The organism is Micromonospora sp. CA-249363 (assembly GCF_050950185.1).
GTDB lineage: Bacteria > Actinomycetota > Actinomycetes > Mycobacteriales > Micromonosporaceae > Micromonospora.
Genome location: NZ_CP192020.1, coordinates 6,110,818 through 6,129,021, shown reverse-complemented (window position 1 = coordinate 6,129,021; position 18,204 = coordinate 6,110,818). Strand labels below are relative to the sequence as shown.

The following is an 18,204-nucleotide window of genomic DNA, read 5'->3' as shown; positions in this document are numbered from 1 at the left end:
CAGCCCGCCACCGTGACCAGGGAGCCTGCGATCAGCACCGTGACCCCGCCTCCGCGCCTGTACCGGGCCCCCGAGCATCGGATGGCCGCCGGCGTCGCCGCCGGTATCGCCGACCATCTCGGCATCTCGGTGCTGCGCGTGCGCGTCGCGTTCATGGTGCTGCTCGGGCTGAGTGGGCTCGGGCTGCTGCTCTACGCGGCGTTCTGGGCGGTGGTGCCGCTGCGGCCGGGTGACACCGCCGTGCCGCCCCGGCGGGACGTGGCCCAGCTCCTGCCGTTCGTCGGGATCGGGCTCGGCGTCCTGTTGATCCAGGTGATGGTCTTCGACTCGGTCGGCGCGGCGGGCACCGCCGGCTGGCTGGTGGCCATCATCGCGGTCGGCGCGGGCGTGATCTGGCACCAGTCGGCGCCCGAGCGGCGGCGGCGCTGGGGCGAGACGATGCCGGTCCCGTGGCTCGGGGCGGTCGTCGAGGAGAGCGACCGGCGGGCCTTCGTGCTCCGGTTCATCGGCGGCGGCGTGCTGGTCGCGGTCGGCATCATCGGTGTCGCGGCGGTCTACTCGCCGGCACAGAACTTCGACGCGGTGATCAACGGGGTGATCTTCGCGCTGGTCGGGCTGGCCGGGGTCGGCGTGGTCGCGGCGCCGGTGCTCTGGCGGACGTACAACCAGCTCCGTGCGGAGCGCGAGGGCCGCATCCGGGAGCAGGAGCGGGCCGAGCTGGCGGCGATGGTCCACGACCAGGTGCTGCACACCCTGGCGCTCATCCAGCGCAACGCCGGTGACGTCAAGACGGTGCAGCGGTTGGCGCGGGGGCAGGAGCGCTCGCTGCGCAACTGGCTCTACAAGCCCACGGCCTCGCCGAACGAGCGTTTCGCCGCCGCCCTCGAGCAGGCCGCCGCCGAGGTGGAGGACACGTTCGCGATCACCGTCGAGGCGGTGGTGGTGGGGGACCGGGAGACCGACGAGAAGGTCGGCGCGTTGGTCGCGGCCGCCCGGGAAGCGCTGGTGAACGCGGCCCGGCACGCCGGTGTGCAGACCGTGTCGCTCTACGCCGAGGTGGAGCCCGATCAGGTCAGCGTGTTCGTCCGGGACCGGGGGAAGGGCTTCGATCCGGATACGGTGGAGGACCACCGGCACGGCGTACGCGGTTCGATCATCGGACGGATGAAGCGGCACGGCGGACGGGCCGAGATCCGGTCCGGCCCGGGGGAGGGGACCGAGGTCCGGTTGATCCTGCCGATCTCCCGGGACTCGTCGGCGGCGGAGAGGAACAGATGACCATGGCCGAGCAGCCGACGGAGCACCCGGCGGAGAGCCGTCCGGAGCGCCTGAGGGTCTTCCTGGTGGACGACCACGCGATGTTCCGCGCCGGGGTACGCGCCGAGCTGGGCGCCCACGTCGAGGTGGTGGGCGAGGCGAGCACGGTGGCCGAGGCGGTCGCCCGGATCGCCGTCACGGTGCCCGACGTGGTGCTGCTCGACGTGCACATGCCCGACGGCGGTGGCCGCGCGGTGCTGGAGGCGATGCGGCGCAGCCACCCGCAGGTCAAGTTCCTGGCCCTGAGCGTCTCCGACGCGGCCGAGGACGTGATCGGGCTGATCCGGGCCGGCGCCCGGGGGTACGTGACCAAGACCATCTCTCCGGACGAGTTGGCCGCCGCGATCCGCCGGGTGGCCGACGGTGACGCCGTGTTCAGCCCGCGGCTGGCCGGGTTCGTGCTGGACGCGTTCGCGGCCCGGCCGGACGCGCCGGTCGCCGACCCGGAGCTGGACCAGCTCACCAACCGTGAGCGGGAGGTGCTGCGCCTGCTCGCCCGGGGGTACGCGTACAAGGAGATCGCCAAGGAGTTGTTCATCTCCATCAAGACGGTGGAGACGCACGTGTCGAACGTGCTGCGCAAGCTCCAGATGTCCAACCGGTACGAGCTCTCCCGCTGGGCGGCGGACCGCAGGCTCGTGTGATTAATTCCTCCGCCCCGGCATTTCGGGCAGATGCCACGGATGTTACGGGGCGGGGCTGACAAAAGATCAACCGTGGTTCCATACTGCCCCGGTCCCGTTTCCGCGCGTGGGTCTCGCATCCCGCGGAAGCGACGGCTCACGAGCGCCCGCGTTGGCGGGTCACCCCTGGGGAAGAGGTACCACTTCTGATGTTCGGACAACGAGGACGACACTGGGCGCGGGTCGCGCTGGCGGCTGTCGCCGGCGGCGCCCTGGCGCTCGGCGTGGCGGGTGCCGCCGCCGCCGCTCCGGCCACCGGTGTGGCCAAGGCGGTCGACGGCAGCGAGGTCACGCTGAAGCTGGACGGCAAGACGCGTACGACGTCCGCGCTCGCCCTGAAGATCGACGGCAAGCTGGTGCCGGCGTTCTGCATCGACTTCCACACGAACGTGAAGCTCGACGGCAAGTACGAGGAGGGCACCTGGGACGAGTCCCAGGTGAAGAACCTCGGCAAGGTGCAGTGGGTACTCACCCACGGCTACCCGAACGCCGACTCCACCAAGCTCCTCGCCGCCGCCGGCGTGGAGACCAAGATCGGCAAGAAGCAGCTCGACAACCTGCTCTACTTCGGCACCCAGACCGCCATCTGGCACTTCAGCGACGGCATCGAGCTGGGCGCCTGGGAGAAGGACCTGCAGCCGCGCAACCAGTACGAGGTAATCACGAAGGTTCGTGACTACCTCATCAAGAACGCCACCGACCAGCCCGAGCCGCGTGCCGAGCTGTCCGTCAGCCCGGCCAGCGCCACCGCGACGGTCGGCGGCAAGGCCGGCCCGTTCACGGTGCGGGGCCCGGCGGGCGTCATCACCGTCGCCACCACCGGCGGCACCGCCGTCGACGCCGAGGGCAAGCCGGTCACCACGACCACCAACAACGGGCAGTTCTGGCTGGCCGCCGAGGCCGCCGGCACGGTCGACGTGACCCTGACCGCGCAGGACTCGGTCTCCTTCGGCCGGGTGTTCCTGTTCACCGGTGCCAAGAAGGCGCAGAAGCTGATCCTCGGTGGCAGCACCGGCGCCACCGTCACCACCCGGGTTTCGGCCACCTTCACCGCCGTCCCCACGACGCCGCCGGCCACCCCGTCGGCGACCCCGAGCGCGTCGGCCTCGCCGACCACCCCGTCGGCCACGCCGTCGGACTCGGCGCAGCCGGCCAGCCCGGCCCCGTCCACCTCGCCGGCGAGCAACGGTGGCGGCCTGCCGCTGACCGGTTCGCCGATCGCGGCGGCGGCGACCGCGGGTCTGCTGCTGCTCGCCGCGGGCGCGGTGGCCGTCCTGGTGGTGCGTCGCCGTAAGGTCCGCTTCACCGCCTGATCCATTCCGCCGCACCATCGGCCCCGGCACCGCGTGAGCGGCGCCGGGGCCGATGTCGTCTCGGCGCTCCTCGTCCACCCAGCCGGTGCTGGTGCCCGTGTAGCGGACGAGGACATCGTCCGGACGGGCAAAGAACACTGAGTGAGCGAATGACTACGGACCAACAACCCGGGGCGCGGGCCAACCCGCAGAGGTCGAATCTGAGCGCCGCACAGGTCTCCTGGCAGGTCGCGGGGCCGAGGTCAGAGACCTGCACAGCGACCGTTTTATGATCTTTTTTCAAGTATCGACAACGTGGCGGGCAACTAACGGCTTGATAACGGCACCTTCACGGAAGAGGCCGGTGGGTGTCACAGTGGCAGCACCTCACCCTCGGTGTGTGGCACTCCGTACGGCCCACGACCATGATCTCGCTGTTTCCCGGCGGGTTCGTGGTCGCGACGCCTGCGTAGGGTCGTGTCCCGTCGGGTGGGGAGCCCGGCGGATCGGAACATCAGGGGTGTCTCCCAACTTCCCTGTGGTCCCGGCGACCTCCGCCCCGAGGTAGCCGGGCGGTGTCACCCCCAAACGTGCGTGAAACCCACGACGGACCAGGTTAGAAAGAGGAGGCCCCTCGGAATGAGAGTCTCGAAGCGGGCGACGAGCGCGATCGCGCTCAGCGCGGCCGCCGCGCTTGTCGCGAGCGGTTGCTCGAGCGGTGACGGCGACGGCGACGCCGCCGCCAGCAAGGATGGCGCCATCGTCATCCACGGCGTCCAGCCGGAGAACCCGCTGGTTCCGTCGAACACCACGGAGACCGGCGGTGGCAAGGTCATCGACTGGCTGTTCACCGGCCTGGTCGAGTACCCGAACGACGGTGGGGCCCCGCGCAACGCGCTGGCCGAGTCCATCGACACCAAGGACTCCAAGGTCTTCACGATCAAGATCAAGAAGGGTACCAAGTTCCACGACGGTACCGAGGTGAAGGCGAAGAACTTCGTCGACGCCTGGAACTGGGCCGCGTACTCGCCGAACGGCGCGCAGAACGGCTCCTTCTTCGCGGACATCGCGGGCTTCGACAAGACCTACACCGAGGACCCGGACGGCCCGGACGGCCCGCAGAAGGCCCCGACCCCGTCGGCCAAGGAGCTCTCCGGCCTGAAGGTCGTCGACGACCAGACCTTCGAGGTCACCCTCGCCGCCCCGACCGCGGTCTTCCCGACCAAGCTCGGCTACAGCGCCTTCATGCCGCTGCCGGACGCGTTCTTCACCATGAAGCCCGAGGAGTTCGGCAAGAAGCCGATCGGCAACGGCCCGGTGAAGTTCGTCTCGTGGCAGGACAACGTCCTCATCAAGCTCACGCGCTTCGACGACTACAACCTGCGTGACAAGATGAAGATCAAGGACGTCGACGTCAAGCTGTACCAGGACGAGACGGCCGCGTACGCCGACCTGCTGAGCAACAACCTCGACTTCATGGAGGTTGTCCCCACCTCGGCGCTCGCCGGCGACAAGTGGAAGGCCGACCTCGGCGAGCGGGGCCTGAACACGGTCACCCCGTCGACCGCGTTCATCGCGTTCCCGATCTACGACAAGCGCTTCCAGAACCCGAAGCTGCGTCGCGCGGTCTCGCTGTCGATCAACCGGCAGGAGATCTCGGACAAGATCTTCTTCGGTACCCGCAAGCCGGCCGACAGCTGGGCGAACCCGCTGACCCCGGGCGCCAAGCCGGGCAACTGCACCGCCTGCAAGTTCGACCCGACCACGGCCAAGCAGCTGCTGACCGAGGCCGGCGGCTTCACCGGTGAGATGGTCTTCTACTACAACGCCGACTCCAGCCACAAGGACTGGATGGACGCCGTTGCGCAGCAGGTCAAGACCAACCTCGGCATCGAGGCCCGCGCCGAGGGCGTCCCGACCTTCGCGGTCTTCCGCCAGAACATCAACGCTCACAAGATGAACGGCCCGTACCGTGCTGCCTGGCAGCAGGACTACCCGGACGTGGAGAACTGGGTCAACCCGCTCTTCGTCAAGGGTGGCTCCTCCAACGACGGTCTGTACAGCAACCCGCAGGTCGACACCCTGGCCAAGCAGGCCAGCGCCGCGCCGAGCCTGGAGGCCTCGCACGAGGCGTTCGCCAAGGCCGTCGAGGTTGTCGACCAGGACGTCCCGAGCATCCCGATCTACTTCTACGGCCAGCAGTCCGGCCACTCGGAGAAGATCAAGAAGCTTGAGCTGAACAACGTCGGCGAACTCGACATCACCTCGGTCGAGCTCTGATCCGTACGGTCTGACCCCGGGTCGGGCTCGCCACATCCGGTGAGCCCGACCCGGGGCCGTTCCGCGAGTGGGTGCTACAACATTCCACTCGCCACGTTGTCACCACCGTGTCGGCCGTCCGACGCGCCCCCTGTCTGGAGGACCACCCCATGGGCCGTTATCTGTTGAGACGGCTGCTCCAACTCGTGCCGGTCTTCATCGGCTCGACTTTCTTGATCTACTGGCTCGTCTGGTCGGTCCCGGGCGACCCGTTCGCCGGCAAGTGCGGTGAGCGCCGCTGCCCGGATCAGTACATCGCGTACATGACCGAGAAGTACCACCTGGACCAGAACGTCTTCGTGCAGTACGGCAACTACATGAAGAACCTCCTTCAGGGCGACTTCGGGCAGACGTTCTCGCAGCGCGAGATCGGCGACATCATCGCCACGGCGTACCCGAACACGCTGAAGCTGGCCCTGGTCGCGCTCGCCATCGAGGCCGTCATCGGCCTCGGCGCCGGCATCCTGACCGGTCTGCGTCGCAACGGCTTCCTGGACAACCTGGTCCTGGTCTCGACCCTCTTCCTGCTCGCGCTGCCGGTGTTCGTCGTCGGCTTCGTGCTGCAGTGGCTGCTGGGCGTGCAGTGGAAGATCGTCCACCCGACGGTCTCGTCCGAGATGCGGTTCTCCGAACTGATCGTCCCGGGCTTCGTGCTCGGTAGCGCGTCGGTGGCGTACATCGCCCGGGTGGCCCGCACGAGCATCGCGGAGAACCGCCGCGCGGACTACGTGCGCACCGCCATCGCCAAGGGCCTGCCGATGCGCCGGGTAGTCGGTGTGCACCTGCTGCGCAACTCGCTCATCCCGGTGGTCACCCTGCTCGGCACCGACCTTGGCGCGCTGATGGGCGGCGCGATCGTCACCGAGGGCATCTTCGGCATCAACGGAATCGGCCGCGAGGTCTACCGCGCGATCATCACCAAGGAGAGCGCTACGGTGGTTGGCATCGTGGTCGTACTGGTGGTCGTCTATCTGTTGATGAACCTGTTGGTCGACCTGCTCTACGCCGCCCTGGACCCGAGGATCCGTTATGAGTGACCCAAGCACCGCATCGATCGTCAGCACCCCTACCCCGCAGGCGACCGACACGCCGGCCGCTCCCGGGCCGCAGAGCAACGAGAAGCCGCGCGGTCTGCTCGGTGACGCCTGGCGCGACCTGCGCCGCAAGCCACTGTTCTGGATCTCGGCGACGGTCATCGTCATCTTCCTGTTGATGGCGGCCTTCCCGTCGCTGTTCGCCCCGGGCGACGCGGTCAACGGTTCCCTGTCGCGGAGCCTCAACAAGGCTTCCGGGGACGCCTGGTTCGGGTACGACCTGCAGGGCCGGGACGTCTACGCCCGTGTCATCTACGGCGCGCGCGCCTCCGTTGTGGTCGCCGTCCTCTCCGTGATCGGCACCCTGCTGGTCGGCGGCACCATGGGCATCATCTCCGGCTACCTCGGTGGTTGGGTCGACACGCTGCTGAGCCGGGTCGCCGACGTGTTCTTCGGTATTCCGTTCGTGCTCGGCGCGATCGTCATCCTCACCACGTTCAACGGTTCGGGCACCAGCAACAGCAAGGCCGAGATCATGGGCCTGGTGACCATCTCGCTGATCGTGCTGAGCTGGCCGGTCGTGATGCGGCTGATGCGCTCCTCGGTGCTCGCCACCAAGGAGGCCGACTACATCGTCGCGGCCCGCGCGTTGGGCGCCGGGAGCGGTCGGATCATCCTCAAGCACCTGCTGCCGAACTGCCTGGCCCCGCTGCTGGTCTACGGCACGATCATGGTCGGCTCGTTCATCGGCGCCGAGGCCACCCTGTCGTTCCTGGGTGTCGGCCTGAAGTCGCCGGTGGTGTCCTGGGGCATCATGATCAGCGACGGCAAGGATTTCATCCGGGTCGCGCCGGGGCTGGTGTTCTTCCCCGCCGCCTTCCTCGTCGCCGCAGTGCTGAGCTTCGTGATGCTCGGTGAGGCGGTCCGCGAGGCCCTCGATCCGAAACTCCGCTAGGGGAGATCCAGTGTCCGACATTCTCGTGTCCGAGCAGTCCGCGCCGGGATCCGGCGGGTCCGGACGTCCCTCCGGCCGGCTGCTCGAGGTCGACGACCTGCGGGTGGAGTTCCGTACCCGGGACGGCGTCGCAAAGGTCATCAACGGGGTCACGTACCACGTCGACGCGGGGGAGACCCTTGCCGTGCTCGGCGAGTCCGGCTCCGGCAAGAGCGTCACGGCGCAGACCATCATGGGCATCCTCGACATGCCCCCCGGCTTCGTCACCGGTGGGCAGGTCCGCTTCCACGGCAAGGACATGCTCCGCATGTCCAGCGAGGAGCGCCGCCGCATCCGCGGCGAGGGCATCGCGATGATCTTCCAGGACGCGCTCTCCGCCCTGAACCCGGTCTTCACCGTCGGGTTCCAGATCGCCGAGCAGTTCCGGGTCCGGCGGGGCCTGGGTCGCGCCGAGGCCAAGAAGCGCGCGATCGAGATGCTTGACCAGGTCAAGATCCCGAACGCCAAGAGCCGGTTCAACAACTATCCGCACCAGTTCTCCGGTGGTATGCGGCAGCGCGCGATGATCGCGATGTCGCTGGCTCTCGACCCCGAGGTGCTGATCGCCGACGAGCCGACCACCGCGCTCGACGTGACCGTGCAGGCCCAGATCATGGACCTGCTCGCGGAGCTCCAGCGTGAGCGGCAGATGGGCATGATCCTGATCACCCACGACCTCGGCGTGGTCGCCGACGTCGCGGACCGGATCGCCGTCATGTACGCGGGCCGCATCGTCGAGGAAGCCGACGTGTACGACCTGTACGCCAAGCCGGCGCACCCGTACACGATGGGTCTGATCGACTCGATCCCGCGGCTTGACGAGAAGGGGCAGCAGCTCCGGACGATCAAGGGTCTCCCGCCGAACCTGATGAACATCCCGCCGGGCTGCCCGTTCAACCCGCGTTGCCCCATGGCTCAGCCGGTGTGTCGGGAGAAGGTCCCCCCGCTGCTTCAGGTGGGCCGTTCCCGGGCCAGCGCCTGCCACTTCGCCGAGGAGCTGGTGAACCGTGTCTGAGAACATCCTCGAGGTCCGTGACCTGGTCAAGCACTACCCCGTCACCCAGGGCGTGGTGTTCAAGAAGACCGTCGGTCACGTCAAGGCCGTCGACGGGGTCTCGTTCGGTCTGGCGGCCGGCGAGACGCTCGGTGTCGTGGGCGAGTCCGGCTGCGGCAAGTCGACCCTCGCCCGGGTTCTCATGAACCTGGAGAAGCCGACCGCCGGTGGCGTGATCTACAAGGGCCAGGACATCTCCAAGCTCTCCGGCGGTGCCCTGCGTCGGCTGCGTCGGCAGATCCAGCTGGTCATGCAGGACCCGTACACCTCGCTGAACCCGCGGATGACGGTCGGCGACCTGATCGGTGAGCCGTTCGAGATCCACCCGGAGGTGGCGCCCCGGGGCAGCCGCCGGGCCAAGGTCCGCGAGCTGCTCGACCTGGTGGGTCTGAACCCGGAGCACATCAACCGGTACCCGCACCAGTTCTCCGGCGGTCAGCGTCAGCGCATCGGCATCGCCCGGGCGCTCGCGCTGCGGCCCGAGGTGATCGTCTGCGACGAGCCCGTCTCGGCGCTGGACGTCTCCATCCAGGCCCAGGTGATGAACCTGCTGGAGAAGCTGCAGGGTGAGCTGGGGCTCTCGTACATCTTCATCGCCCACGATCTGTCGGTGGTCCGCCACCTGTCGGACCGCGTGGCGGTGATGTACCTCGGCAAGATCGTCGAGATCGGCACCGAGGACGAGATCTACGAGCGGCCGACCCACCCGTACACCCAGGCGCTGCTCTCGGCGGTGCCGGTGCCGGACCCGACCCAGCGGAACAACAAGACGATCATCCGACTCACGGGTGACGTGCCGTCGCCGATCAGCCCGCCCTCGGGCTGCCGGTTCCGGACCCGCTGCTGGAAGGCGCAGGATGTCTGCGCCGAGCAGGTCCCGCTGCTGGAGATCCGCCGCGACTCGGACCACCCGAGCGCCTGCCACTTCGCGGAGCGGCGCGAGATCGTCGCCACCCACGAGGCGTGATTCACCGGAACCGCCTGCCGACGTCACCACGACGACGGCAGGCGGTTCCGTCTGTCCATGCCCGAGGGTCTGTTTCACCAGGACTGGCCGGCCTGCGGCGGGCCCGGACGACGACCGGCGGCCTTGCGGTGACGTCACCGCGCCTTGCCGGATCGCCGCCCTCGGCTCGACCGCCCTGATGAAACAGACCCTAGAGCGGGCCGCGGCCCGCGCGCAGCAGCAACAGCGCCAGTTGCGTACCGTCGGCGCCGAGCGCGAGCCGGAAGCGTTCCAGGATGTCCCGCTCCCGGGAGAGCACCAGCCGCGTGCCGCCGGAGGCCATCCGGGTCGCCCCGACCTCCCGCGACAGCGCGGCCCGCTCCTGCCAGAGCGTGATCAGGGCGTGGTCGATCTCGTCGATCCGCTCCCTGATCTGCACGATCCGCGCGGCGGCGGTCGGCTCCACGGTGCCGGTCCGCGCGTCCGCCGGTTCGCCGGATTCCACCGAGGGGCCTGCCTCCGGCACGCTCCCGTCCGCCAGGGCCTGTGCCGGGTCCGGCCGTGCCGGGCCGCCGTTCTGCTCCACCACGTCTGTCATCATCGGGTACCTCTCGTGCTCTGGTGCCCCGTGCCCGCAACCCGGGACGAAAAAGCCCCGGACTCCAGGAGCCCGGGGCGTTTCGCAGGTCTGATCGATCAGGCGCGACCTACGGCAGCCGGACTCCCGGTGCCGTAGTAAAAGTAGTAGCGCGCTCCGATCACGCCGTCGAGTATGCCCACGCGGGTGGTCGGTGCGCAAGGATCCGACGCGGTTCGTGACGCCGTGCCCGGCTGGCGGACGGGGCCGCACCGGTCGGGAAGTGTCCGGCTGGCGGCATAGACTTGTCGCGCGATGCATCCTCTCTTCGACATCCCCGCGTCCCCGCCCGCGCCGGAGTCCGCGCCGGCCCGTCCGCACCGGCCCGGGTCGGCCTCCGCCCATCTCGATCCGCGGCAACTCCTCGACGGGTTGAACGGGCCGCAGCGCGACGCGGTCAGTCACTCCGGCTCCCCGTTGCTGATCGTGGCCGGGGCGGGATCGGGCAAGACCCGGGTGCTCACCCACCGGATCGCCTACCTGCTCGCCGCACGGGACGTCCATCCCGGCGAGATCATCGCCATCACGTTCACCAACAAGGCGGCCGGCGAGATGAAGGAGCGCGTCGCCGCGCTGGTCGGCCCCCGTGCCCGACTGATGTGGGTGTCGACGTTCCACTCCGCGTGTGTCCGTATTCTGCGCGCCGAGCACGAGCACGCCGGCCTCAAGTCGACGTTCTCCATCTACGACGCGGACGACTCCCGCCGCCTGATGCAGCTGGTCGCCCGTGAGCTGGACCTCGACCCGAAGCGCTACCCGGCGCGCGGGCTGGCCGCCCAGGTCTCCAACCTCAAGAACGAGCTGGTCGACCCGGAGCAGTTCGCCGCGCGGGCGAGCGGGCCCAACGAGCGGGCGCTCGCCGAGGCGTACACGCTGTACCAACGCCGGCTGCGCGAGGCGCACGCGTTGGACTTCGACGACCTGATCATGACGACGGTGCACCTGCTCCAGTCCCACCCGCACGTGGCCGAGAGCTACCGGCGGCGGTTCCGGCACGTGCTCGTCGACGAATACCAGGACACCAACCACGCCCAGTACGTCCTGATCAAGGAGCTGGTGTCCGGCACCGACGGGTTGGCGCCGGCCGAGCTGTGCGTGGTCGGTGACGCCGACCAGTCGATCTACGCGTTCCGGGGCGCGACGATCCGCAACATCCTGGAGTTCGAGCGGGATTTCACCGACGCGCGGACGATCCTGCTGGAGCAGAACTACCGCTCCACGCAGACCATCCTCAACGCCGCCAACGCGGTGATCGACCGGAACACCTCCCGCAAGCCGAAGCGGCTGTGGAGCGAGGCCGGCGACGGCGAGCGGATCGTCGGGTACGTGGCGGACACCGAGCACGCCGAGGCCGACTGGGTGGGCCGGGAGATCGACCGGCTGGTCGACGCCGACGAGACCCGCCCCGGTGACGTCGCGGTCTTCTACCGCACCAACGCCCAGTCCCGCGTCTTCGAGGAGGTGTTCATCCGGGTCGGCCTGCCGTACAAGGTGGTCGGCGGGGTGCGCTTCTACGAGCGCAAGGAGGTCCGCGACGCGCTGGCGTACCTGCGCTCGGTGGTCAACGACGACGACACCGTGAGCCTGCGGCGGGTGCTGAACACCCCGCGCCGGGGCATCGGCGACCGCGCGGAGGCGTGCGTCGAGGCGCTGTCCAGTCGCGATCGGATCTCCTTCGGGGCGGCGCTGCGGCGTGCCAAGGACGCCCCGGGCATCTCCACCCGGGCGGCCAACGGCATCGCCGACTTCGTGGCGCTGCTCGACGGCGCGCGGGAGCTGGCCGAGACCGGCACCCCGGAGGAGGTGCTGGAGGCCCTGCTGACCCGCTCGGGCTACCTCACCGAGCTGGAGGAGAGCCTCGACCCGCAGGACGCCGGTCGGGTGGACAACCTCCAGGAGTTGGTCAGCGTCGCCCGGGAGTACACCGAGCGGATCGAGTCGCTGGGCGCCGACGGGGAACGTGCCACCCTGGCGGGTTTCCTGGAGCAGGTCGCGCTGGTGGCCGACGCCGACCAGATCCCCTCCGACGACCCCGACCACCAGGGGGTCGTCACCCTGATGACGTTGCACACCGCCAAGGGCCTGGAATTCCCGGTGGTGTTCCTGACCGGCCTGGAGGACGGCGTCTTCCCGCACCTGCGTTCGCTGGGCGACAGCCGTGAGCTGGAGGAGGAGCGCCGACTGGCGTACGTCGGAATCACCCGGGCCCGACAGCGGCTCTACCTCTCCCGTGCGGTCACCCGCTCGGCGTGGGGGCAGCCGTCCTACAACCCGCCGTCACGCTTCCTGGAGGAGCTGCCGCCGGAGCTGGTGCGCTGGGAGCGCACCGAGGGGTCGTACACCTCGTGGGCCGGCGGGGGCGGCGGCGTCGGTGGCCGCGCGGACCGCGCGCCCGGCGGGCGCGGCACCTTCACCGGGGGTACGCCGAAGGCGGCCCAGCTCGCCCAGCGGCTCGGCGTGGACGGCAGTCGCCTGACCACGGCCAGCGAGCTGCCGCAGGGGCCGAAGGTGGCGGCCGGCGACCGGGTCAACCACCAGCGCTACGGCCTGGGCCGGGTGCTGGCCGTCGAAGGGCACGGCCCGGGCGCCCGAGCGCAGATCGACTTCGGCGACCAGACCATGTGGCTGGTCCTACGCCACGCCCCAATAGACAAGCTCTAACCCACCCCCCCCCCCGCGCCCGCTTCCCTCCCGCGCCGCCCCGCGCCCGCCCCCCTTCCGCGCCGATCTTGCACTTTCTGTTGTCGACATGAGGGCTTGTGCCCTTTATGTCGCCACAGAAAGTGCAAGATCGGCGCAGGAATGGGTGGGGCGGGGACGGGGGTGGGGGCGGGGTGGGTCAGCAGCCTAGGTCTACGCCTCGGGCGCGCATGAACGGGGCCGGGTCGATCTGGTTCCACATGCCCTGGTGCACCTCGAAGTGCAGGTGTGGGCCGGTCGCGTCGCCGGTGGCGCCCTCGTACCCGATCACCTGGCCGGCCTTGACCTTCTGGCCGACGGTGACCGCGATGCGGCTCTGGTGGGCGTAGTGGGTCAGGTAGCCGTTGCCGTGGTCGATGAAGACCGAGTTGCCGTACCCGTCGGCGGCGTCGCCGGCCTGGGTGACCGTGCCGGCCGCCGCGGCGCGGATGGGGGTGCCCGACGGCAGCGCCAGGTCGATCCCGGCGTGCAGGGTGCCCCAGCGCTGGCCGTAGCAGGAGGTGACCGAGGCCCCGGGCATCGGGTCGACCCAGGCGGGGGTGGGATTGGTGGTCTTCTTCGGCTTCGGCTTCGGCTTGGCGGGGGCTGTCCTCGTCGGAGACGGGCTGGCGACGGCCGTCGACGGGCTCACGGTCGGGCTGGCCGACGGGGAGACGGGCGCGCTCGACTCGCGGGCCGAACGGTCGGCCCGGCTGGCGGCCTCGGCCCGGGACTGCGCGTCGAGGGAGACGGCGGCGGGCGCGGGCCGGTCGGGCCCGGTCGTGGCGACGGCGACCCCGCCCAGACCGAGGGCGACCAGGCCGGCCGCGCCGAGCACGATGAGGCGGTTCCGCCGACGGGCGCGCCGAGGCTGCTCACCGGTGGTGTCGGGGGTGTTCTCGTTCTGGACGGGGCTGTCTTCCTGCACGGCGGACCTTCACAGTCGAGGGGGCACTTGACCTCGAAATACTGGTGCCGGGCCGAGTGGGATGACCGCGTGGTCCGGCCGTGCGGCGCGCGGACCGCAGGCGGCTCGGCCCGTTATGAGGTGCTCTGAAGTCCGACGTCCGGAAAAATGATCATGTGCTCCGTGTGCTGGGTCACAGTCGCCACTGTGACCCAGGAAACATCAGTGGACGCAGAACCGCCCGGATCGGCAGATCCGGGCGGTCAACGGTCAGTACGCAGCGTCAGGACGCGGCTACCTCGCTGTAGATTGCCTCGACTTGCAGCTTGATGTCCACTCCGCGCTCCTGCAGGTACGGAACGGGGTCGATCGGCGCGCCCTTGACATGAAGCTCGAGGTGCAGGTGCGTGCCGTAGGCGTGGCCGGTCTGGCCCACCAGGCCGAGCTGGTCGCCCGCCTTGACCTGCTGGCCCTCCTTGACGCTGAGCGCCGAGGAGTGGCCGTAGATGGCCTCGCTGCCGTCGGTGTGCTGCACGATCACCGCGTAGCCGTAGCCGCCGAACCAGCCGGCCTTGGTCACCAGCCCGTCGTGGACGGCCACGTAGGGCGTGCCCTCGGGGACGACCAGGTCGACACCGGTGTGCAGCTTGCCCCACCGCATCCCGTACGGGGAGTTGAAGTCGTAGCCCTGTAGCGGCAGCATCCAGACGTCCGGCTCGGCCGCTTCCTTGCCCCGGCTGTCCCGGGAGGCGCGGTCGGCGTTGTCCGCCCGGGCCGCGGCGTCCTGGCTGGTGATCGACGCCTGCTTGAGCTCGTCGAGTACCGACGGGCTGACGTCCTTGGCGTCCGGCATGGCCGACGCGCCCAGCGCGACGATGCCCGCGCCGACGAACGCGGTGGTGACGACCGCCGCGTAACGGCTACGCGGGGGGGTGGGTACGCGGCGGCGGCCGCGATATCTATCGGGCTCAGACGACAGGCGCTGGCGCACGCACACCCTCCGTTGTCGGGGTTCCGAAGCGACCGGTGGACGTCCGTGAAAGCTCGGGTGAACGTCTGCCGACCGCGTCGTCACCCGTCCATGGACCTGATGACAACCGTGGACACGTTAGCCAACCACCAGGCGAGTCACAAGCCAGACCGCGGAATTGGCGTGTCGACTTGTCCGTTTGCGTCCATGATTGTCACGCATCGCGTCGTCGAACGGTGCCCCCGTAACCACCCGTTCGTCGCCGAGCGTGACCGATCCGGCGGAGTAGTCCGGCTTGACGCGGCGGCCGAGCGAGAGCGGGCGCCGCCGGGCGCGTCCGTGGTCGCCGGGATGTCGGACGTGTTTCCGGCCCGGATTTCCCGGCCCCGCCCGGGCGGGTTACCGTTCGTTCAGGTGAAGGCCGTGAAGCCGGTGAAAGGTGTGCGCTGATGAGCTCTCGAATTCGGGTCGTCGTCGCCAAGCCAGGTCTGGACGGCCACGACCGCGGCGCGAAGGTCGTCGCCCGGGCCCTGCGGGACGCCGGGATGGAGGTCGTCTACACCGGCCTGCACCAGACGCCCGAGCAGATCGTGGAGACGGCCATCCAGGAGGACGCCGACGCGGTCGGACTCTCGGTGCTCTCCGGCGCGCACATGACGCTGTTCCGTCGGGTGCTGGAGCTGCTCACCGAGCGCGACGCCCGGGACATCGTCGTCTTCGGAGGCGGCATCATCCCGAACGACGACATCCCGGAGCTGGAGAAGCTGGGCGTCGCCAAGATCTTCACGCCGGGCGCCACGACCCAGGCGATCGTCGAGTGGGTCCGCGAGAACGTCGCTCAGCCGGTCTCCTGAACGGAAGGCGCGGTATCTGGGCACGGGGGAGGGGCCGGACGCACCCCTCACACGTCCGGCCCCTCTATGCACGATGCCCCGCCGCCACCCCTCGACCGACAGGGCATCGGCCGTCTCCCGTCATCGCGCTGTGCAGCGCTCCGACACCTGACTCAACGACGACTTCACGGGCGGGTTACGCACCCCTGCCAACATCGCCCGGACGGCTGACGACCACCGTGACCTGGCCGGAACGGGTCGTACCGCGAACACGGTTGTGCATTACCGCACACCGCGCACCCGCTCGGTTGCCGGCCGTGCCCACCTCGCTAGGCTGCCGCCAATGGCCTGTTTCAACTGATGACAGGCGTCAAACTGTTTTCTGAACGCTGGTGGCGGCGCGACGGCGCGCCGCGGAGACGGGACGGGACGCGCAATCGTGGACCTGTACGAGTACCAGGGGCGGGACCTGTTCGAGCGGCACGGCTTGCCCGTGCTGGCCGGCGGCGTCGCCACGACCCCCGAAGAGGCCCGCGCGATCGCCGAACGCCTCGGCGGTCGAGTGGTCGTCAAGGCGCAGGTGAAGGTCGGCGGCCGAGGCAAGGCCGGTGGCGTCAAGCTCGCCGAGGGCCCGGATGAGGCGGTGGCCAGGGCCACCGACATCCTCGGCATGGACATCAAGGGTCACACCGTCCACAAGGTCATGATCACCGTGACGGCGGACGTGGCCGAGGAGTACTACTTCTCGTACCTGCTCGACCGGGCGAACCGCACCTTCCTCTGCATCGCCAGCGTGGCCGGCGGTATGGACATCGAGCAGGTCGCCGCCGAGACCCCGGACCGCGTGGTGAAGGCGCCGATCGACGCCAACACCGGTGTCGACGAGGCCAAGGCGCGGGAGATCGTCACCGCGGCCGGCTTCCCGACCGAGGTCGCCGACCAGGTCGTCGAGGTGGCCGTCGGCCTGTGGCAGGCGTTCGTCGCCGAGGACGCCACCCTGGTCGAGGTGAACCCGCTCGCCAAGAACGGCGACGGGCGACTGCTGCTGCTCGACGCAAAGATCACGCTGGACGAGAACGCCGCGTTCCGGCACCCGGACCACGAGGCCCTGGTCGACCAGGCCAGCGTCGATCCGCTGGAGCAGGCCGCCAAGGAGAAGGACCTCAACTACGTCAAGCTCGACGGTGAGGTCGGCATCATCGGCAACGGCGCGGGTCTGGTCATGTCGACCCTCGACGTGGTCGCGTACGCCGGCGAGCGGCACGGCAACGTCAAGCCGGCCAACTTCCTCGACATCGGCGGTGGCGCGAGCGCCGCGGTGATGGCGAACGGGCTGGAGATCGTGCTCTCCGACCCGGCCGTGAAGAGCGTCTTCGTCAACGTCTTCGGCGGCATCACCGCCTGCGACGAGGTCGCCAACGGCATCATCCAGGCCCTGGCCCTGCTGGAGCAGCGCGGCGAGCAGGTCACCAAGCCGCTCGTCGTCCGTCTCGATGGCAACAACGCCGAGGCCGGCCGGGCGATCCTGGACAGCGCGAACAACCCGCTCGTGCAGCGGGTGGACACCATGGACGGTGCGGCCGAGCGGGCCGCTGAGCTGGCAGCTGCGGGGGTCTGATCATGGCTATCTGGCTGACCAAGGACTCGAAGGTCATCGTCCAGGGGATGACCGGTTCCGAGGGCTCCAAGCACACCCGGCGGATGCTCGCCGCCGGCACCAACGTGGTGGGCGGCGTCAACCCGCGCAAGGCGGGCCAGAAGGTCGACTTCGACGGCACCGAGCTGCCCGTCTTCGCGTCCGTGGCCGAGGCCATGGCCGAGACCGGGGCCGACGTCACCGTCATCTTCGTGCCGCCGCAGTTCACCAAGGCCGCCGTGGTCGAGGCGATCGACGCCGCGATCCCGCTGGCCGTGGTGATCACCGAGGGCGTGCCGGTGCACGACACCGCCGCGTTCTGGGCGTACAACCTCGCGCAGGGCGAGCGGACCCGCATCATCGGGCCGAACTGCCCGGGCATCGCCTCGCCGGGCGCGTCCAACGCCGGCATCATCCCGGCCGACATCACCGGCTCCGGCCGCATCGGCCTGGTCAGCAAGAGCGGCACGCTGACCTACCAGATGATGTACGAGCTGCGTGACATCGGCTTCTCCACCTGCGTCGGCATCGGTGGTGACCCGATCATCGGCACCACGCACATCGACGCCCTCAAGGCGTTCGAGGCCGACCCGGAGACCGACGCCATCGTGATGATCGGTGAGATCGGCGGCGACGCCGAGGAGCGGGCCGCCGAGTTCATCAAGGCCAACGTCACCAAGCCGGTGGTGGGCTACATCGCCGGCTTCACCGCGCCCCCCGGCAAGACCATGGGTCACGCCGGCGCGATCATCTCCGGCTCGGCCGGCACCGCCGAGGCGAAGCAGGCGGCGCTCGAGGCCGTCGGGGTGAAGGTCGGCAAGACGCCGACCGAGACCGCGAAGCTGATGCGGGAGATCATGTCCGGCAACTGAGCCGGCAGGGCAACAGCGAAGGGGTCGACCG

At 69.5% G+C, this 18,204-nt stretch carries 15 protein-coding genes; 12 read left to right on the top strand and 3 right to left on the bottom strand.

All coding sequences use genetic code 11. From position 1 onward, the window contains the following. The first annotated feature begins 12 nt into the window (after positions 1–12). The 8 genes from ACQPZK_RS27370 (at position 13) to ACQPZK_RS27335 (ending at position 9,660) form a co-directional block, all read left to right on the top strand. Positions 13–1,278 (top strand): PspC domain-containing protein, encoded by a 1,266-nt coding sequence (locus ACQPZK_RS27370; RefSeq protein WP_433535687.1) that lies wholly within the window; start codon positions 13–15, stop codon positions 1,276–1,278. A 2-nt stretch (positions 1,279–1,280) separates the two neighbouring features. Then, positions 1,281–1,961, top strand: coding sequence for a response regulator (locus ACQPZK_RS27365; protein WP_433539332.1), 681 nt, complete (start codon positions 1,281–1,283; stop codon positions 1,959–1,961). Between the two features lie 188 nt (positions 1,962–2,149). Then, entirely contained in the window at positions 2,150–3,313 is a 1,164-nt protein-coding gene (locus tag ACQPZK_RS27360; RefSeq protein ID WP_433535686.1) for a Cys-Gln thioester bond-forming surface protein, read from the top strand. A 618-nt stretch (positions 3,314–3,931) separates the two neighbouring features. Further along, positions 3,932–5,572 (top strand): peptide ABC transporter substrate-binding protein, encoded by a 1,641-nt coding sequence (locus tag ACQPZK_RS27355; RefSeq protein WP_433535685.1) that lies wholly within the window; start codon positions 3,932–3,934, stop codon positions 5,570–5,572. A gap of 149 nt (positions 5,573–5,721) precedes the next feature. After that, a complete protein-coding gene (locus tag ACQPZK_RS27350) occupies positions 5,722–6,648 on the top strand; it encodes an ABC transporter permease (protein ID WP_421473134.1) in 927 nt (308 codons plus the stop codon). Beyond that, positions 6,641–7,600, top strand: coding sequence for an ABC transporter permease (locus ACQPZK_RS27345; protein ID WP_433535684.1), 960 nt, complete (start codon positions 6,641–6,643; stop codon positions 7,598–7,600). The genes ACQPZK_RS27350 and ACQPZK_RS27345 overlap by 8 nt, the downstream gene beginning before the upstream one ends. 25 nt (positions 7,601–7,625) lie before the next feature. Further along, a complete protein-coding gene (locus tag ACQPZK_RS27340; protein WP_433539331.1) occupies positions 7,626–8,654 on the top strand; it encodes an ABC transporter ATP-binding protein in 1,029 nt (342 codons plus the stop codon). Next, positions 8,647–9,660 carry an ABC transporter ATP-binding protein gene (locus ACQPZK_RS27335; protein WP_433535683.1) on the top strand — a complete coding sequence of 338 codons (1,014 nt, stop codon included), beginning with the start codon at positions 8,647–8,649 and terminating at the stop codon, positions 9,658–9,660. The genes ACQPZK_RS27340 and ACQPZK_RS27335 overlap by 8 nt, the downstream gene beginning before the upstream one ends. A 190-nt stretch (positions 9,661–9,850) precedes the next feature. On the opposite strand, the gene ACQPZK_RS27330 is transcribed toward ACQPZK_RS27335, so the two are convergent. Continuing rightward, complete coding sequence (locus tag ACQPZK_RS27330) at positions 9,851–10,240, bottom strand: chorismate mutase (RefSeq protein ID WP_433535682.1); 390 nt, start codon at positions 10,238–10,240, stop codon at positions 9,851–9,853. Positions 10,241–10,531: 291 nt separating this feature from the next. On the opposite strand from ACQPZK_RS27330, the gene pcrA reads away from it, so the two are divergent. Then, positions 10,532–12,937 carry a DNA helicase PcrA gene (pcrA, locus tag ACQPZK_RS27325; RefSeq protein WP_433535681.1) on the top strand — a complete coding sequence of 802 codons (2,406 nt, stop codon included), beginning with the start codon at positions 10,532–10,534 and terminating at the stop codon, positions 12,935–12,937. Positions 12,938–13,115: 178 nt separating this feature from the next. On the opposite strand, the gene ACQPZK_RS27320 is transcribed toward pcrA, so the two are convergent. Continuing rightward, entirely contained in the window at positions 13,116–13,883 is a 768-nt protein-coding gene (locus ACQPZK_RS27320) for a M23 family metallopeptidase (protein ID WP_433535680.1), read from the bottom strand. A 262-nt stretch (positions 13,884–14,145) separates the two neighbouring features. Further along, a complete protein-coding gene (locus tag ACQPZK_RS27315; RefSeq protein ID WP_433535679.1) occupies positions 14,146–14,853 on the bottom strand; it encodes a M23 family metallopeptidase in 708 nt (235 codons plus the stop codon). A 428-nt stretch (positions 14,854–15,281) separates the two neighbouring features. Here ACQPZK_RS27315 and ACQPZK_RS27310 point away from each other — a divergent pair, with 428 nt between their 5' ends. The 3 genes from ACQPZK_RS27310 to sucD all read left to right on the top strand — a co-directional run bounded on the left by ACQPZK_RS27310 (position 15,282) and on the right by sucD (position 18,173). Next, positions 15,282–15,686: a cobalamin B12-binding domain-containing protein gene (locus tag ACQPZK_RS27310; RefSeq protein ID WP_357126249.1), complete on the top strand. Its 405-nt coding sequence runs from the start codon at positions 15,282–15,284 to the stop codon at positions 15,684–15,686. A 418-nt stretch (positions 15,687–16,104) separates the two neighbouring features. Continuing rightward, positions 16,105–17,283 carry an ADP-forming succinate--CoA ligase subunit beta gene (gene sucC / locus ACQPZK_RS27305; protein ID WP_433535678.1) on the top strand — a complete coding sequence of 393 codons (1,179 nt, stop codon included), beginning with the start codon at positions 16,105–16,107 and terminating at the stop codon, positions 17,281–17,283. A 2-nt stretch (positions 17,284–17,285) separates the two neighbouring features. Continuing rightward, positions 17,286–18,173 carry a succinate--CoA ligase subunit alpha gene (gene sucD / locus ACQPZK_RS27300; protein ID WP_433535677.1) on the top strand — a complete coding sequence of 296 codons (888 nt, stop codon included), beginning with the start codon at positions 17,286–17,288 and terminating at the stop codon, positions 18,171–18,173. The last annotated feature ends 31 nt before the right edge of the window (positions 18,174–18,204 follow it).

Excerpts from the sequence above, each read along its gene's own strand:
- ACQPZK_RS27365 (WP_433539332.1), top strand. The coding sequence starts at position 1,281 with ATGGCCGAGCAGCCGACGGAGCACCCGGCGGAGAGCCGTCCGGAGCGC.
- ACQPZK_RS27360 (WP_433535686.1), top strand. The coding sequence starts at position 2,150 with ATGTTCGGACAACGAGGACGACACTGGGCGCGGGTCGCGCTGGCGGCT.
- ACQPZK_RS27355 (WP_433535685.1), top strand. The coding sequence starts at position 3,932 with ATGAGAGTCTCGAAGCGGGCGACGAGCGCGATCGCGCTCAGCGCGGCC.
- ACQPZK_RS27350 (WP_421473134.1), top strand. The coding sequence starts at position 5,722 with ATGGGCCGTTATCTGTTGAGACGGCTGCTCCAACTCGTGCCGGTCTTC.
- ACQPZK_RS27345 (WP_433535684.1), top strand. The coding sequence starts at position 6,641 with ATGAGTGACCCAAGCACCGCATCGATCGTCAGCACCCCTACCCCGCAG.
- ACQPZK_RS27330 (WP_433535682.1), bottom strand. The coding sequence starts at position 10,240 with ATGATGACAGACGTGGTGGAGCAGAACGGCGGCCCGGCACGGCCGGAC.
- pcrA (WP_433535681.1), top strand. The coding sequence starts at position 10,532 with ATGCATCCTCTCTTCGACATCCCCGCGTCCCCGCCCGCGCCGGAGTCC.
- ACQPZK_RS27310 (WP_357126249.1), top strand. The coding sequence starts at position 15,282 with ATGAGCTCTCGAATTCGGGTCGTCGTCGCCAAGCCAGGTCTGGACGGC.
- sucD (WP_433535677.1), top strand. The coding sequence starts at position 17,286 with ATGGCTATCTGGCTGACCAAGGACTCGAAGGTCATCGTCCAGGGGATG.